Source organism: Paenibacillus sp. XP01, from assembly GCF_057364885.1.
The window spans coordinates 2955209-2970848 of the sequence record NZ_CP139481.1 but is presented as its reverse complement, the minus strand read 5'-3'; the positions used below and the strand labels follow the sequence as shown (position 1 = coordinate 2970848).

Annotated in this window: 16 protein-coding genes; 4 read left to right on the top strand and 12 right to left on the bottom strand. The window is 51.5% G+C overall.

Annotation, left to right across the window (positions count from 1 at the left end; translation table 11 throughout):
* Positions 1–256: 256 nt before the first annotated feature.
* The 11 genes from SNR34_RS13690 to SNR34_RS13640 all read right to left on the bottom strand — a co-directional run bounded on the left by SNR34_RS13690 (position 257) and on the right by SNR34_RS13640 (position 9510).
* A complete protein-coding gene (locus tag SNR34_RS13690) occupies positions 257–565 on the bottom strand; it encodes a hypothetical protein (protein WP_236416920.1) in 309 nt (102 codons plus the stop codon).
* Positions 566–648: 83 nt separating this feature from the next.
* The gene (locus SNR34_RS13685; protein ID WP_486182146.1) at positions 649–1620 is read right to left on the bottom strand and encodes an NAD(P)H-dependent flavin oxidoreductase; all 972 of its coding nucleotides are present in this window, start codon (positions 1618–1620) and stop codon (positions 649–651) included.
* A gap of 6 nt (positions 1621–1626) precedes the next feature.
* On the bottom strand, positions 1627–2421 hold the full coding sequence (locus SNR34_RS13680; RefSeq protein ID WP_343260802.1) for an energy-coupling factor transporter transmembrane component T family protein: 795 nt from the start codon (positions 2419–2421) through the stop codon (positions 1627–1629).
* The gene (locus SNR34_RS13675; RefSeq protein ID WP_343260803.1) at positions 2411–3268 is read right to left on the bottom strand and encodes an ATP-binding cassette domain-containing protein; all 858 of its coding nucleotides are present in this window, start codon (positions 3266–3268) and stop codon (positions 2411–2413) included. The genes SNR34_RS13680 and SNR34_RS13675 overlap by 11 nt, the downstream gene beginning before the upstream one ends.
* The gene (locus tag SNR34_RS13670) at positions 3253–4062 is read right to left on the bottom strand and encodes an energy-coupling factor transporter ATPase (RefSeq protein ID WP_486182145.1); all 810 of its coding nucleotides are present in this window, start codon (positions 4060–4062) and stop codon (positions 3253–3255) included. The genes SNR34_RS13675 and SNR34_RS13670 overlap by 16 nt, the downstream gene beginning before the upstream one ends.
* 39 nt (positions 4063–4101) lie before the next feature.
* Positions 4102–5598, bottom strand: a complete 1497-nt coding sequence (locus SNR34_RS13665; RefSeq protein WP_486182144.1) for a class I adenylate-forming enzyme family protein — start codon at positions 5596–5598, stop codon at positions 4102–4104.
* A gap of 60 nt (positions 5599–5658) precedes the next feature.
* Entirely contained in the window at positions 5659–6213 is a 555-nt protein-coding gene (locus SNR34_RS13660; RefSeq protein ID WP_236416914.1) for a biotin transporter BioY, read from the bottom strand.
* A gap of 251 nt (positions 6214–6464) precedes the next feature.
* Positions 6465–6827, bottom strand: coding sequence for a DivIVA domain-containing protein (locus SNR34_RS13655; RefSeq protein ID WP_236416913.1), 363 nt, complete (start codon positions 6825–6827; stop codon positions 6465–6467).
* Between the two features lie 398 nt (positions 6828–7225).
* Positions 7226–7813, bottom strand: coding sequence for a sugar O-acetyltransferase (locus tag SNR34_RS13650; RefSeq protein ID WP_339278385.1), 588 nt, complete (start codon positions 7811–7813; stop codon positions 7226–7228).
* A 178-nt stretch (positions 7814–7991) separates the two neighbouring features.
* Positions 7992–8414, bottom strand: a complete 423-nt coding sequence (locus SNR34_RS13645) for a VOC family protein (protein ID WP_236416912.1) — start codon at positions 8412–8414, stop codon at positions 7992–7994.
* A gap of 76 nt (positions 8415–8490) precedes the next feature.
* Positions 8491–9510, bottom strand: a complete 1020-nt coding sequence (locus SNR34_RS13640) for a Gfo/Idh/MocA family oxidoreductase (RefSeq protein WP_339277967.1) — start codon at positions 9508–9510, stop codon at positions 8491–8493.
* A gap of 189 nt (positions 9511–9699) precedes the next feature.
* On the opposite strand from SNR34_RS13640, the gene SNR34_RS13635 reads away from it, so the two are divergent.
* From SNR34_RS13635 to SNR34_RS13620, 4 genes are all read left to right on the top strand, one after another.
* Positions 9700–10566: a MurR/RpiR family transcriptional regulator gene (locus SNR34_RS13635; protein ID WP_486182143.1), complete on the top strand. Its 867-nt coding sequence runs from the start codon at positions 9700–9702 to the stop codon at positions 10564–10566.
* A gap of 204 nt (positions 10567–10770) precedes the next feature.
* Positions 10771–12237, top strand: coding sequence for a spore germination protein (locus tag SNR34_RS13630; RefSeq protein ID WP_486182142.1), 1467 nt, complete (start codon positions 10771–10773; stop codon positions 12235–12237).
* Positions 12230–13321 (top strand): GerAB/ArcD/ProY family transporter, encoded by a 1092-nt coding sequence (locus SNR34_RS13625; protein ID WP_486182141.1) that lies wholly within the window; start codon positions 12230–12232, stop codon positions 13319–13321. The genes SNR34_RS13630 and SNR34_RS13625 overlap by 8 nt, the downstream gene beginning before the upstream one ends.
* Positions 13318–14439, top strand: coding sequence for a Ger(x)C family spore germination protein (locus SNR34_RS13620; RefSeq protein WP_486182140.1), 1122 nt, complete (start codon positions 13318–13320; stop codon positions 14437–14439). Before SNR34_RS13625 ends, SNR34_RS13620 begins: the two co-directional genes overlap by 4 nt.
* Positions 14440–14532: 93 nt before the next feature.
* Here SNR34_RS13620 and SNR34_RS13615 read toward each other — a convergent pair whose 3' ends face one another.
* Positions 14533–15522, bottom strand: a complete 990-nt coding sequence (locus tag SNR34_RS13615; protein WP_339277962.1) for an aldo/keto reductase — start codon at positions 15520–15522, stop codon at positions 14533–14535.
* Positions 15523–15640: the final 118 nt, after the last annotated feature.

The following is a 15640-nucleotide window of genomic DNA, read 5'->3' as shown; positions in this document are numbered from 1 at the left end:
AAATAATGTAGATCGTTTTGTGGACGTTGTCAACTAATATTTGATGAAAGACGCTCTCACGTCCCCATCCTCGTCTCACCACGCAAAAAGGGCCAACCGGTAATTACCGGCCGACCCATTTCTGGAACAGTGCCCATAGAGGACCACGGTTTGCTAATTTCAAGAGCGACGTATTCCACAACTCGTTCAGAAGCGAACTCGGACAAAGACAACAAAAAAAGCCGCCACATCTGGCGACTTCCTACGTTATACGCACTTATCCTTCAACGATGTCTGCTTGCAAATCGGTTGCAATTTCGATCATTTTGGGAACGACGGCTTCGCTGCTGACCGCAACATACAGGTCTCCATCATAAAGACGGAATGGAATTTCCGCCTCCCCTAGGTTCCACATGAAGAAGTCCCCTTCAATGGTCATCGTGCTTTCAGGCCCTTTGACGACAAGAGTCGAAGAATAGGCAAAATCGGCTTTGGATTCAAAATATCCTTTGCATTCTTCAAGCGAAATCGCCGGGTCATTATGGTTTTCCTGCATCGTGCGCGTGATCCGAAAACGCTGGTTCATGGTTATGCCTCCAAAAATCAATATTCACCTTCATAGAGAAAAGAAAGCTGGCTCCCATACAGTATAATGGATGTCCTTGAATGTCAATGTTCGCGCCTACCGCCCCACTTATTCCGGATGCACTCCGCTTCGTGAACCATACGCTCCATCAGTTCGGATACGGAAGGCACATCCTGAATGAGACCTGCCACTTGGCCGGACCAGCCGAAGCCCTCTCCTTCCGATCCGTCATGAATCCAGCGCCTGTTAACGTCACCGCTAATGAGCGGCATAAGCTGCTCGATGCCGTCCCCTCTCTGTTCTGCGGCAAGGATTCTCTCGGCGGCAGCGTTTCGCAGCACCCTTCCCGGCTGACCGATGGATGCTTTGATCACGGTCGTGTCCGCCTCCGAACGGTTCACTAAAGCCTGCTTGTAAGAGGCCGATGCAGCCGCGCATTCCTTCGTCGCCACAAACCTCGTGCCCATGACGATCCCTTCGGCACCAAGAGCCAGCGCAGCCATCCAGCCGCGTCCATCACCGATTCCGCCTGCGGCAATGACGGGAATCCGTATCGTATCCGCGATGCTGGGAACCAAGACCATCGTTCCCACGCCGTCGCGCCCAAGATGGCCGCCGCCTTCGTGACCAACCGCCATGACCGCCGATGCGCCGAGCTGTTCCGCCTTTTGCGCTTGTCTGCGGGAGGACACCAGCACAAGGGTATGAATGCTTTCGCGTTCCAATGCTCGCAGCATTTCAGCAGGATTGCCTCCCGTTATGCTTACGACCGGAACCTGCTCTTCAATAATGGCCGCAAGCCGTGCTTCCATATCGGCGCGATGCATGCCGAGCGCGAGATTGACGCCGAACGGCTTGTCCGTCAACGTCCGCGCCCGGCGAATTTCGCGGCGAAGCGTCTCGGCATCCGGCAGGCTCATGGCTGTAATTTGCCCCAACCCGCCCGCGTTTGATACGGCCGCGGCAAGCTCGGAGTACCCCAAGTAGGCAAGCCCGCCTTGAATGATCGGATACCGGATGCGAAGCATGTCCGTGATACGCGTATTCCAATCCATCCGTCGCTAACCTCCCCATATCATCCATAACGCAATGGCCATTGCGCTTCCGCCGATCCAATAATCGGCCTTGGCCAGCTTTAATTGCCGATAAGAACTTCTCCCCCTGCCATCCCCATAAGCTCTGGCCTCAATGGCCAACGTGAGTTGTTCCGCCCGTTGAATCGTCGTCATGAACAGCGGGACCACGACTGGAATATAAGCAAACAACCGTCTCGGCAGGGGCATGGCGGCGATATCGTAACCCCTGGCCTTCTGGGCAAGCAAGATGCGGTCCATCTCCTCCAGAATCGTCGGGATAAAACGAATCGCGATGGTAATCATCAGCGAAACCTGCTCCACGGGCACGCGCAAACGCGAAAGCGGCGACATCAGCTTTTCCAAGCCTTGGGCAAGGGTTAGCGGTTTGGTCGTTAACGTTAAGACGGATGCCAGCATAATCATCAACGCAATGCGCCACACAACGGTTATTCCCGCTTCGATGCCATCCACAGTTAACGTAATGACCGACCAGGTCCAGATGACGTGATCTCCATGGGTGAAGAAGGCATTATATAAAAGCGTAAATGTTAATATAAACCAGACCGGCTTCAGCGTCTTCACATATACAGGCAGCGGAATGCGCGACAAGAGGACGCAAACCAGCACCAAAACGGTAGCCAGAGCAAATCCCAATAATGTCGCGACCCTAAGCAAACCGAACATGATCATCATAAGACTAACCAGCTTCGTGCGCGGATCAAGCCTGTGCATCAGCGATTCTTTGGCCATGAACTGTCCGAACAGAATATTATTTTGCATACGGGCTCCTCGCTTGCCATACCGCCGACACTTGTTCCAGAATGTCGGTTTCCCTGCAGCTGCCCGTATCCACGGACCGGCCGGACAACTCCTCGACGAGATGCAGCAGCTGCACGGCTTCCGGCAGCGGCAGGCCAGCCTGATCCATCACAGCGCCTTTTTGCAAAAACAACGTATGTACGTCGCAATGCTCCAACAATTGGCCGTCATGAAATACCATGACCTCATCCGAATACTCCGCAACGTCTTCCATCCGATGCGAAATAAATACGATCGTGCGCTGCCCCGCCCGCTGCCATTCACGCAGCATATGCAGCACTTCCATACGGGCCGCCGGATCCAGTCCCGACGTCGGTTCGTCGAGAATAAGCAGTGCCGGGTCCATCAGCAGCACGGAAGCCAGTGCCACACGCCTTCTCTGGCCGCCGCTTAGCTGGAATGGCGCAAGATCCAACAGTTCTTTAGACAGTCCGACTTGCGGCAAAACGCGGTCGATGGCCTCCGCGATCCGCTGTGAGCCCCATCCTTGCATTCGCGGCGCAAAAGCCAGCTCTCTGGCGACGGTAGTTTCGAACAACTGATGTTCAGGCACCTGAAAAACGATGCCCACATCATGAATCACGCCATCCCTTCCTTTGCCGTCTCCGAAAATTCGCCGCTCATCGATGCGATACTCTCCTTCATCGGGGATGACGAGTCCTTTCAATACATGGGCAAACGTCGATTTACCCGCGCCGCTGCGGCCGACGATCGAGATCCAGCGTCCTTCCCGCAAAGTGCACGTCACGTTGCGCAATGCCGTCCGCTCCGCAAAATGGACGCTAACCCGGTTTAGCTCGTATGCCATCGTTCCCGAATCCACTCCTTCCAGTTCGGCGTAAGCGGCTTCTCCCCGACGGAACCTGCCAACGCCATTCGCAGTCTGGCTGCGAACGGCTGCTCCAATCCGTATTCGTTCAACGGCTGCGTTTCAAAGAACGCCGCAGGCGTTCCATCGAATGCCATCCGTCCGGCATTCAACCATATCACGCGCTCCGCATAGAGCACTTCATCCATATGATGCGTGATATGAATGACGGTGACGCCGCGAAGATGCAGCTCTTGCAAAATGCACATAATCTGCCGTCTTCCTTCCGGATCAAGCATCGATGTCGCTTCATCCAGAACGATGACGTCCGGCTGCATGGCCAGTATGGCCGCAATGGCCACGCGCTGCTTCTGCCCGCCCGACAATTGATGCGGGCTCATCTCCGCTTCCCGCTCGAGTCCGACCTCTTTCAACACCTGATGTAAGCGGACATGCATCTCAGCCCGGGACAGGCGAATGTTTTCCATGCCGAACACAATCTCGTCCGTTACCGTCGTCGTAATGAATTGATCATCCGGATTCTGGAAGACCATGCCGATATGTTGATGGATCTTTGCCGCCTCTTCCGGCTTGGAAGTACACCAATCATCAAATCGGATCTCGCCTTTCTTCGGCTGCAGCAGCCCCTTCATCAACTTGGCGAGGGTTGACTTGCCCGAACCGTTTCCACCGATGATGGCGGCGAATTCGCCTTTGGGGACAGACAGGCTGATATCGTGCAGAACGTCCTGTCCTTTGCGATAATAAAAATGAACCTGATCCAAGGTCAGCATAAACGGCATCGTCTCCTTTCTTTCATCCTTAATCTGAGTCTATCCCTTATTCGAACACGCTTGTTCTTTCATAAGCTGGCGGGCAATCTTGCCACTGCTCGTATAGGCAAACCTTCTCACCGTCACCAGCGCTTTCGGGATTTTGTATGCTGCCAGGCCGTATTGCTTGCAAACCTGCTTTATTTCGTCCAAACTCCATTCCGGCACCTCTGCATGCCACTGGATCATCGCCGTAACCCGCTCTCCCCAACGCTCGTCCGGTTTGCCGAAGACCATCACCTCCCGAATGGAAGGAATCCGCTGCAGGACGGCCTCCACTTCCTCCGGAAACACCTTCAATCCGCCGGTTTTGATCATGTTCTGCACCCGTCCTGCCAAATAAAGATAACCGTCCTGATCGACATACATGTAATCCCCCGTTCTGAGCCAGCCTTCCCTGAACGCCCCTGCCGTTTCTTCCGGCAGCTGATGATAGGCTTTGAACATCATCGGGCTTCGGAGGAAAAGTTCGCCCGCGGTGCCCGCGGGCACTTCCAGAAAACGATCGTTCCGGATCGAGATTTCTACGCCCTTGAACGGTCTCCCCAGCGATCCGGGGCGCTTCTCCCGAAGGACATCCATGTAACTGATATAACTCGCTTCCGAAGAACCGTAATACTCGTATAAAGCCGTACCGGCAAACACTTCCCGGCACCGCTCCTTCGACCGTTCCAGCCATTGACCACCCGAACTGATCAGCGCCTGAATCGAGCCGGAATGCTCAACTGCGGAAGCATGCTGCAACAAAGCATCGATCATGGCAGGCACGACAAACAAGACCATGCCACGTACGTCGGAACAGAGCTCCATGACGTTTTGCGCGACAAATCTCTCCATGACATAAAAGGTCGCACCGCTGTACAAAGACTGCACCAATGCAAACAGGGACAAGGAATGCACGAACGGTCCCGGGGCCAGCACATGCTCCATCGACTCAAGCCGAAAGGCTTCTTCCGTGGCATCGAAACTGCGCAGCCAAGAAAGGTGCGTACGCATGTACCCTTTAGGCACTCCCGTTGTGCCTGAAGTGAAGCCCACGAACAACAACTCGTTGGACGCGTCCACACATGACGTAGGAGGATGCGAAGCTAGCCACGGTTCATAAGTGCCTGTTTGTTCCTTGTCTTCGAACGTAAAGCAGAGAATGCCGTCATGCCGGGTCCGGAATTCTTCCAACCTCGCTCCCTCGCCAAAAATGACCTTGGGCTTGCAGCTTGCAATGACGCCCTCCAGTTGATTCGTCGTCCAACCGGTATCCAGCAGAACCGGCACACATCCTGCCTGCACTGCGCCGAGGAACACTTCCGCAAATTCTACCCGATTGGCGGACAGGATGGCAATCATGTCTTGCGGGGCGCAGTGTTGCCCCAATCCGGCAGCAATTCTTCCGACTCGCTCGGTAAGTTGCGAATACGTAAGTTGTCCGCTTCCGTGGCGAATGGCTATACGATCGGGATACCGGGTTGCGCGATTCAGAATGGGCTCCGCCAGATTCATTTCGTATCCCCTTTCATTCATACTGGTCGCTCGATCCTAGAACCGCAGTATGGCTCCATGTCAGGAATGGTGGATCTTCTCTTCGATCGGGCTGATCGCTTTAAGCTGCACGACGATGACAGAAGCAATGACCGCCTTGATCAGATCCCCCGGAAGATACGAAGCCGAGCTCACGATTCCAGCCCAAACGGGCGTATTGGTAATAAGAGCCATGACAGGCGCACCGATCAGGCTGACCAGGATGACGCCGAATATAATATTGATGACCACGAGTTTCCATGTTTTCAGTTTGGGCCAGACGTTCTCGGATGCCCAGCCAATGCAGAACGCAGCAATGGGCCAACTGAAAATGAATCCTGCGGAAGGGCCCACCAGCACCGCCATTCCGCCGCGTCCACTCGGGAGCACCGGCAGGCCGATCGCAATCAGCAGAATAAACAACACCAGGCTGATGGCTGCCATACGTTTCCCCAAAAAGCAGCCTGCCAACATGACGCCAAGTGTCTGCGCGGTAATCGGCACGGGGATGAATCCAAGCGGGATGGGCGGGATCAAGCCCAATACGGCAATGAATGCAGCGAATAATGCGGCGTATACCAGTTCTTTCGTTTTCAAATGCAGTACCTCCACCATATGAACCAAATTTTAGCGTCGACGTCTAATGCATTGAATTATAGTTTGGTCGATTATATTTGTAAACCATTAATTTAATATCAGGTTTACAATAACCCGAGAACCCATTATTTAAGTTGAACTATATAAACCGGAAAAAAGATACACACGTTAACGGAGAGGCATCAGCAATCTCGAGAAGCGAAGCGCGTAGACAGAAATTAAAAAAACACCCTTTCAAGGGTGCTCCGAAATCACGAATGATGTATCCTGTTCAATTCGCGAACGCTGTATTCGAGTTGTTTAATGACGCCTTCCAGATGTTTGCGCTGGGTGAAATTCCGGTTCCATTCCGGTTCTGCATGTTCCTTCAAACGACGAATCTGATGTTCGTAGTCGTGCTGCTGTTCCATCATGTCCACGATATGCGCATAAAAACGCTCGTAATCTTTGACAACCTGATCAAGGAATTGGTCGACGGTTTTCGGATCATATCCGCGGACCGTGTATTTGAATTTTATTTCGTGAACTTGTTGGGCGTCCATGCTTATGCCCAGCTGCTCAAACAATTGTTTTTGTTTTTTCAGTCGACGACTCATGTATTCTTCCATATCCATTTTTCCGATGCCCCCATTATCTGCTCATGCCGCATTTATAATTTGAGTTGTACTAAGTGAAGTAAACTATTGCCTGATATGATCTGTCTTCCAATCGAAAAGAGTATTTCCCCTTTCTCATCCTATATGATTGCTGTCTTCATCCGTAAGTACCTCCAAAACGTCCATACTTCTGTGAATCGTGTACAGCAGGGAGCATGTTGCCCATCCCGAGATCACGATGATTCTTTAAGTATAACGATGGGGAATAAACATTTTCTAAACATTCGCTCGCCAATTCCAATGACGGAATATCGCCCACCTTTTTGGGTCTAAGGAACGCAGAAAAAAAGAAAGCCGCCTTACGGCGGCGGCTTCCTGCGATATGCAGTCGTATGAACGATGGGATTTTCGTTGCTTTACCTTTTCGGGTATTTATGTTTGTCCTCTTCCGTAATTTCCCGGATGACCCGGCACGGATTACCTGCGGCAATAACCCCTGAAGGAATATTTTTGGTGACCACGCTTCCCGCTCCGATCACGGTGTTGTCGCCGATGGTGACGCCAGGCAGAATGGAAACGCCACCGCCGATCCACACGTTGTTTCCTATGGCGATGGGCAAAGCGATTTCAAGTCCTCGATTGCGCTGCTCGACGTCAATCGGGTGTCCTGCCGTGTAAAAACCGCAGTTCGGTGCAACGAACACATTGTCGCCAAACGTGATTTTACCTGCGTCAAGCATGACGGCATTATGGTTGCAATAGAAGTTTTCGCCGATTTCGATGTTGTATCCTTGATCGCATACGAAGGGCTGCTCGATCAAAAATTTGTCCCCGGTCTTGGCAAAAAGCCGGCGAATTATACTTTCCCGCTCCTCCAACATGCCTGGACGGAGATGATTATAGTCATAACACAGTTCTTTCGCCTGCAAACGTTCCGCAACCAACTGGGGATCGTTATTGTTGTCGTACAGCCATCCTTGAGCCGCTTTCTCTTTTTCGGTCATACTCATGCTTGCCCTGCTCCTTCTTATATCATATGCCTGTCTATACTCCATGACTAACTCTACCATAGTCTGGAATAAACGAACAGGCACGCGACTTCATGCATTGACGGCTTGCTCTCTGTTCCATGCTCATGCTGCTTTAACTCACGCTTGCATCCCCGTTATATGTTTATGTTATTTATGCTTCAGCTTCCCACTGCGGATTCCAGACAATCTCCCACAGATGACCGTCAGGGTCCTGGAAATAACCTGAATATCCGCCCCAGAACGTGTCATGCGCCTCCACCGCAATGCTTGCTCCAGCTTTCCGCGCCTGCTCCATCGCCTGGTCCACTTCTTCTTTGCTGCCCACGTTGTGCCCGATCGTAAACGTGACCGGACTTGAAGGCGTTAGCGGAAGACCCGTGTCATGAGCAATATCTTTTCGGCTCCAAACGGCCAATCTCAACCCTGGCTGCAAATCAAAAAAGGCAACTGCACCGTGCTCAAACTGCTGCCCTACAATACCTTCTGTCGGAAATCCAAGCCCATCGCGGTAAAATGCAAGCGATCTTTCCAAATCATCCACACCCAAAGTGAGCACCGTGATTCGTGGTTTCATGGTGGTTCCTCCCGTCCATATTTCGGCGACGCATTGACCGATTGTCCATTTTTTTATCGCAGAAACGTCCTCATATCTACTTGCATCCTTGGATGGCGGCCTCCAGCATTTCCATGTTCCAGAGCGTTTCCTCGTCGCGGATCATTTTGGGAGAGCCATAAAAAATGGCATTATAGAGGTCCTCATACACTCGTCCATAATCCCCGCGCTCAGATACCACTTTCTCCTCATGATAAACACCTTCCTCATCCACATAGGTCAGCGTTCCATAATGTTCAGGCAGATCCACACCGAAGTCGTCATGTCCTTCGGGTAGATAAAACAGCTTCAAATGCTCTTCTTGCCGATCCTTGGTTTGTTTGACGAAAACGCCCTTTTTGCCGTAAAGCACAAAGCTCGGCCGCTCCTTCAGCCGGAAAAAACTCGATTTGATCGACACCTTCAGTGCGCCGTAGTACAGGTCCAGATCAAAATAATCATTCATCCTCCCCTGTCCGAGCAATTGTCTCACGTCGCAATGAACGCGTTCGGGTTTTCCGAACCAGGACACAACCTGATCAATGGTGTGGCAGCCATGGCCATACAGATAACTGGATAGATAGGAAAAATGCGTGGTCGATTCCGGGATCTCTGGCCGGAAATAATCGAAGTGCATTTCCACTTCCAGCAATTCCCCCAGCTTTCCGCTCTGCAGCACCTTTTGCGCAGTCAGAAAATCCGAATCGTATCGGCGATTCTGATAACATTGAACCAGCAGGTTCTTCTCCCGCGCGTAATTGAAAATGGACACAGCCTCTTCATGCGTCATCATGAACGGTTTTTCGACCAACACGTGCTTGCCGTGGTCCAACGCCATTTTTGCGTAATCGTAATGCGTATCCGTATGCGTGCACACTACGATTAACCGGATGTCCGGATCGCTCATCATGCGTTCAAGCTGGTCCGTATACTCGATGCCTGGAATTCGTTCCCATTCACTTTTCTCCGGGTGGCGGGAGTAGATGGTTTTGACTTTCATATGGTCCCGTGTCAGGACAAACGGCAAATGATAGCGATTGGTGCTTTTTCCGTTTCCGATATATCCGATAGTTAACATGATCCAATATCCCCTTTTTGGCGTGTTGTTCTTTGATTATAGATAAAAGGATGGCGTTACAGTATATGTCTCGTTCAAAATGGTATAAATGTTCATGATGTATACCTGCATCGCCCGATTCTATGCACAAATTGTGCATTTCTATACTTGCCGTCCCGGCTCTGATACAATATTCTGGGGTGAACGCCAATGAAATTGCTGCATCAATTGAAGCAAATGAACGATTTTACGGTTAATGAACAAAGCATTGCGTCTTATATTTTGCGGCATCAGGAGAGCTGCCTTTCGTTAAGCGTGCAGGAGCTCGCCCAAGCCACCTTCACCTCGCATTCCACCGTCGTTCGGCTTACGCAGAAATTGGGATTAACGGGATTCAAGGAATTCAAAATCAAACTGGCTCGCGAATTGCAGGACAATCTCCATCAAATCAACAGCATAGATGCCAATATGCCTTTCCAACTGTACGAATCACCGATTCAGATCTCCAAGGATATCGCGGAATTGATGAAGGAAACGATCGACAGAACCTTTGCCATGCTGGATGGCGAATTGTTGAATCGGTCAGCCCTCTTGTTACACAAGGCGAAGCGGATTCTGATTTTTGCGCTGGGCGACTCACTGATTCGAGCCAAGAGCTTTCAGAACAGAATGTACAAAATCAACCAGTACGTCGTCATTGCGACCGAAGTTTCGGACTGGGCTTATCATATGGTGAACATGACTTCTGAGGATTGCGCCATTTTTTTGACGTATCACAACAAATCCCCGATCTTCCTGAAGGCTGTACGACATTTCCGTCATATCCGCATGCCGACGGTCACGATTACTGCGTCCATCCAAAGCGAGCTGGCTCGGCTTAGCACGATATGCATTCAGGTACCGAATGATGAAGTGCATCACGCCAAGATCGGCACCTTCTCTTCGCAAATCGCGCTCGAATATGCGCTTAATGCGTTGTATTCTTGTATTTACCAGATCAATTATGCCAATCACAAGCAAGCGATGTTGGACTCTGTGGCGATTTTTCGCTCCTTTGATATGATGAATGATGTATAGTCGAACACCGAAAAGGCCGGGAAACTGCTTCCCGGCTTTTTAATTTGCTCGATTTCCCCATTCAACGGCGAATAACAGCGTAAGCGGTTATATGTCTAATGCAATGACGGGTTGAAATCGATATTGCGTAGATGGCTAACCATTTGGATAATTGCACCTGATTCGGCACACATTACTTCTATCTTCCAGCGCGAGAGGTATCCCATGAACAAACCACATTTCGCTGTTGCAGCATTAGCCGACAACGTTGCTTTCATTGAACAGCAGCTCTTTCACACCGATGATCTGGTCAAACACGCCGTTGTGCTTCATGACACGCCAGGCATGCTCCTGTATATCGACTCGTTGGTCGATCAGGAAGTGGTTCAGACCCATATTTTGGGCGACTTGTACGATTCCTCGAATGATTCGCATTCCCATAACATGTTCACAACGCTCGGCAGCAGCAAGGATAACGATCTGCAAACCGCCGTCGAAGCTCTCATTCAGGGAAACTGCGCCTTCATTTTAGACGGAATTTGCGAATTCTACATCCTCAGCTCCGAAAAATGGTATGCCCGCAGCACGGCGGAGCCAGAGAATGAAGGTGTCATTCGTGGACCTCATAACGGATTCGTTGAACCTTTGCAAGTCAATCTGAATTTGGTACGCAAACAGCTTACCAGCCCTTCCCTGATCGTTCGCTACCATACGGTCGGTTCCAAAACCCGTACCAAGGTTGCGGTGGTATACGTTCAGGATCTGGCCAACCCTGAACTTGTAGAAAAAGTGCAGCACCGTATCCAATCCATTGACTCGGATATGGTCATGCCGCCGGGATTCATACAGGAATTCATGGAAGACAACCCGTATTCTTTGTTTCCGCAGCAGCTCAGCACGGAACGTCCGGACCGGGTCGTGGCCCATCTTATGGAAGGGCGCGTAGCCATCATTGCGGACGGCAGTCCATCGGCGCTGATCGCTCCGGTCACGTTCTTTGCCTTCTACCAAAGCCCGGACGATTACCATGGACGCTGGCTGATCAGTTCATTTCTCAGGTTCATTCGCATGGTCAGCTTCATGATCGCGTTTACCCTGCCTGCGGTGTACATCGCCACCATTACCTTTCATTGGGCCATATTGCCGCTGGAGCTTGCCCACACGATCAAAAAATCGCTTCAAAACATTCCTTTCCCCGCCTTGGTGGAAGCGATGCTGCTTGAACTGATTTTTGAAGTGCTGCGGGAAGCCGGTGTGCGGCTGCCCAGCCGCGTCGGGCAAACGATCGGCATTGTAGGCGGTTTGGTCATCGGGGATGCCATCGTTCGTGCCGGTCTGGTCTCCTATACGATGATTATCGTGGTTTCGCTGACGGCGATTTCGTCTTTCCTGATTCCGTCCCATGAAATGAGCTCCGCCGTGCGCATCCTTCGCTTCCCCATGATGGTGGCTGCAGCCATTTTCGGATATATTGGCATCTCGTTTGGCTTGGTTATCCTTACGATTCATCTGTGCAAACTGGAAACGTTCGGCACGCCCTATTTCGCGCCGCTCGCCCCTTTTCGCCTGGCCGACATGAAAGACGTCATGATTCGTTTCCCGATTTGGGCGCTTCGGGGGAGGCCGCATGGCACGCAAGCCCAAAAGCTGAAGCAACAAGACTTCCCTAGGAGCTGGAAGCGTCGTGAATAAAGAAACGAGCATAACACCGGGACAATTGTTTTTTCTGATCATCAAATTCGAAATCGGCGTGGATATTCTTTCCCTCCCCTATCGGATGCACCTGCTGTCCAAGGGGGGCGGCTGGATCTCCGTGATCCTTGGCGGCCTGCTAATCCAGTTGATCATGCTCATGTGCTGGTTTCTGCTGCGCCGATTCCCCGGTTCCTCCATCTATGAGATCACGAGCCGGATTACCGGACGCTGGATCGGGAAACTGCTGGTTGTCGCGTACATTGCCTATTATTTGTTAATGGGTACTTCGGTGCTCGTAAATGCGCAGGACGTCATCAACCGCTGGATGTTTCAGAATACCCCGCGATGGGCCATACTGGCTCTTTTCATGTTAGGCAGCATCTATCTGATCCGGCAAAATCTGCGCGTCATCGCTCGGGTTCTCGTGCTGATCTCGTTCCTGATCGTCCCCATGATGGTTCTGATCAGCTATGGCATCAAGGAAACCAACCTGCTGTACCTTCTTCCCTTGACGGAAGCGGGATGGCCTAAAATTATCAGCGGATCTACCGAAACGCTCATGGCCATGTTCGGTTTCGAGTTCATTCTCGTCGTCTTTCCCATGGTACAAGGAAATAACGTCGGCAAGCTGAAAGCCATCGCTGCAGCCAATGCCGTCGTTGTGCTGTTGTATGGCTTTACCGTTCTGATCTGCTCGACGGCATTCAGCCCGGAGCAGCTTGGCCTGATGCCGGAACCTATCGTATATTTGCTCCGCTCCATCCCGCTGGGAACGATGGACCGGGTCGATTACTTGTTTCTCCCGATTTGGCTCATCTCGATCTTCGGTTCAATCAGCGGTTACTATTATGCGGCTTCTTATGGACTCAGCTATTTACTCAAACAGAAGAATCACCGGAAGTCCGTACCTTACATCGTCGTCGCTTCTTGCGTGATTGCCTACTTGCCGCAGCAGCAGCAGCATTTGGATTTGATCGGCAGTATCGCGAACAATTCCGCTTATTTTTTCCTTGTCGCCCTGCCTCTGCTCTTATTGCTGCTGTCCTATATGTTTAACAGAAAAGAGGAAACCAAGCCATGAAGAAAAAAAGAATCGGGCTCTTCTTTTTCTCCTTGGCTGTGCTCCTGAGCGGGTGCTGGGATCAGGACAGCTTGAAGGACGCCCGGCTGGCAAATGCTTCGGCCTATGATCTTACCGACCAAGGCGAAATCCAACAGACATTGGAAATCGTGAATGACTTTGAAGGCAATCAAGGAAACAGCGACAACGAGGTCCATTCAGCGGCGGGAAGATCGGTTCGTCAGAGCACGGACCGAATTCGTACCAAAGTTACGGGAGATGTTCGCTTTTTTAAATACGGCCTGATCATGTATGGCAAGAAATTGGCCCAGCATGATATTTATCCATATCTGGATGTCCTCTATCGCGAGCCGGATTACCCCACGTCCCATGTAAAATTGGCGATCGTGGACGGCCTGGCCGGAAAGGTCCTTGAGCAAAAAAAGGTGGGCAACCTGATGGTCGGGGAGTTTATCATCCAGAAAATCAAGAGCCTGGAGGATTTATGCGTATTTCCGGAGATGACGCTGGAAAAGTTATTGCCGCCCATGCTCGATCCCGGTCAGGATTTCGTCCTGCCTTATCTGGCATTGGAGGGCGAGGATATCGCGGCACAGGGCATTGCCATGTTCCATGATCAAAAATTCACGGGCAGCCTGGATACCGAGCAGTCCGTATTATACGTGCTATTAAGCGGAAAGTGGAACAAAACTGCTCGCTTTGTCAAAAAGGTGAATTCAGGTCCGGACAATGATCCCCGAAATTACGTGACCTATGAAGCGAATACACAACGGATCAAACGAAAGCTGAAAGTGGGCGTCGATCAGGAAGGCCGCATTAACGTCAGTCTGAAACTGAAGCTGCCGGTAACCGTCGTGGAATATGCGGACGACCACGTGCAGCAGCAGAATACGATCCAACGACTGAACCGGGAGCTCTCCGAGCAAATGACACAAGATGCGAGGCAGATCATCCAGAAGCTTCAGCAGGGCGGCTGCGACGCGTTCGGCATTGGCAGGCAGCTGATCGCCCACCATCCTGCATTATGGAAGAGCCTCGACTGGAACGATGCTTATGCCAACGTTCGGTTTCAACCCGAGGTTTCGGTAGATATTATTGGCAGCGGCGTACTGAACTAGGAACCTCGGTTTGCCGCCGTTCCTATTGACACACCAAAAAAGCGGATGACGGTTTTTGGCGACCATTCATCCGCTTTTGCATATGCGATGTATTTATTTTCCTGCATTCGGTCCAACGACGGGATGAGGCACGTAAGGTTCTTCAAGGAAAGCGACCTCGTCCGCAGTCAGCTTGACGGTCAGCGCCGCTTCGGCTTCTTTCAGATGCGACGCTTTGGTTGCGCCCACGATCGGCGCCGTCACGGGCTCTTTTTGCAGCAACCAGGCCATGGCGATCTGGGAACGAGAAACGCCGCGATTGGATGCGATCTCGGCCACACGTTCCACGATCACGCGATCGGTATTTGCCATCGCATCGTATTTGGACTTCTGGATCTGATCCGTTTCCGAACGCAGCGTCGTCGCTTCCGGATCACGCGTAAGCCGTCCCGAAGCGAGTGGACTGTATGGAATCACGCCAATCTTTTCCTCTCTGCACAGTGGCATCATCTCTCGCTCTTCCTCACGATAGAGCAAATTGAGGTGATTCTGCATGGAGACGAACCGGGTCCAGCCGTTACGTTCCGCAACGTTCAATGCTTTCAGAAACTGGAATGCGTACATCGCCGAAGCCCCGATATATCTGGCTTTGCCTGCCTTCACGACATCGTGCATGGCTTCCATCGTTTCCTCGATCGGCGTATCGTAGTCCCAACGGTGAATCTGGTATAAATCGACATAGTCCGTGCCCAGCCGTTTCAAGCTCTTGTCTATTTCGCTCATGATGGCTTTGCGCGATAATCCGCCGCCGTTAGGTCCTTGATGCATTCGCCCATGCACCTTGGTCGCGATCACGACTTCGTCCCGGTTGGCATAATCGTTCAGCGCCCGTCCGACGATTTCCTCACTGGCTCCGAGCGAGTAAACATTGGCCGTATCAAAAAAGTTGATGCCCATTTCCAACGCTTGCTTGATGATTGGACGGCTGTTTTCCTCTGTAAGCACCCACTTGTGGATCCAGCGATCCGGATCTCCGAATCCCATGCAGCCCAGACATATGCGCGATACATCCAGACCGGTATTGCCCAGCTTTACATATTCCATCGATGAATCCTCCTTATTGGTTGATGTCAGGTGTATAATGCCTGTTTTCATTATGCCTGAGCACTGCTGATGAATGTTATCCATTCGTCGCAACTTCTTGCCTATTCCTCTCATCTCT

Excerpts from the sequence above, each read along its gene's own strand:
- SNR34_RS13675 (WP_343260803.1), bottom strand. The coding sequence starts at position 3,268 with ATGGCATACGAGCTAAACCGGGTTAGCGTCCATTTTGCGGAGCGGACG.
- SNR34_RS13620 (WP_486182140.1), top strand. The coding sequence starts at position 13,318 with ATGAAGAAAAAAAGAATCGGGCTCTTCTTTTTCTCCTTGGCTGTGCTC.
- SNR34_RS13665 (WP_486182144.1), bottom strand. The coding sequence starts at position 5,598 with ATGAATCTGGCGGAGCCCATTCTGAATCGCGCAACCCGGTATCCCGAT.
- SNR34_RS13685 (WP_486182146.1), bottom strand. The coding sequence starts at position 1,620 with ATGGATTGGAATACGCGTATCACGGACATGCTTCGCATCCGGTATCCG.
- SNR34_RS13645 (WP_236416912.1), bottom strand. The coding sequence starts at position 8,414 with ATGAAACCACGAATCACGGTGCTCACTTTGGGTGTGGATGATTTGGAA.
- SNR34_RS13615 (WP_339277962.1), bottom strand. The coding sequence starts at position 15,522 with ATGGAATATGTAAAGCTGGGCAATACCGGTCTGGATGTATCGCGCATA.
- SNR34_RS13640 (WP_339277967.1), bottom strand. The coding sequence starts at position 9,510 with ATGTTAACTATCGGATATATCGGAAACGGAAAAAGCACCAATCGCTAT.
- SNR34_RS13670 (WP_486182145.1), bottom strand. The coding sequence starts at position 4,062 with ATGCTGACCTTGGATCAGGTTCATTTTTATTATCGCAAAGGACAGGAC.
- SNR34_RS13635 (WP_486182143.1), top strand. The coding sequence starts at position 9,700 with ATGAAATTGCTGCATCAATTGAAGCAAATGAACGATTTTACGGTTAAT.
- SNR34_RS13680 (WP_343260802.1), bottom strand. The coding sequence starts at position 2,421 with ATGCAAAATAATATTCTGTTCGGACAGTTCATGGCCAAAGAATCGCTG.
- SNR34_RS13630 (WP_486182142.1), top strand. The coding sequence starts at position 10,771 with ATGAACAAACCACATTTCGCTGTTGCAGCATTAGCCGACAACGTTGCT.
- SNR34_RS13650 (WP_339278385.1), bottom strand. The coding sequence starts at position 7,813 with ATGACCGAAAAAGAGAAAGCGGCTCAAGGATGGCTGTACGACAACAAT.
- SNR34_RS13690 (WP_236416920.1), bottom strand. The coding sequence starts at position 565 with ATGAACCAGCGTTTTCGGATCACGCGCACGATGCAGGAAAACCATAAT.
- SNR34_RS13655 (WP_236416913.1), bottom strand. The coding sequence starts at position 6,827 with ATGGATATGGAAGAATACATGAGTCGTCGACTGAAAAAACAAAAACAA.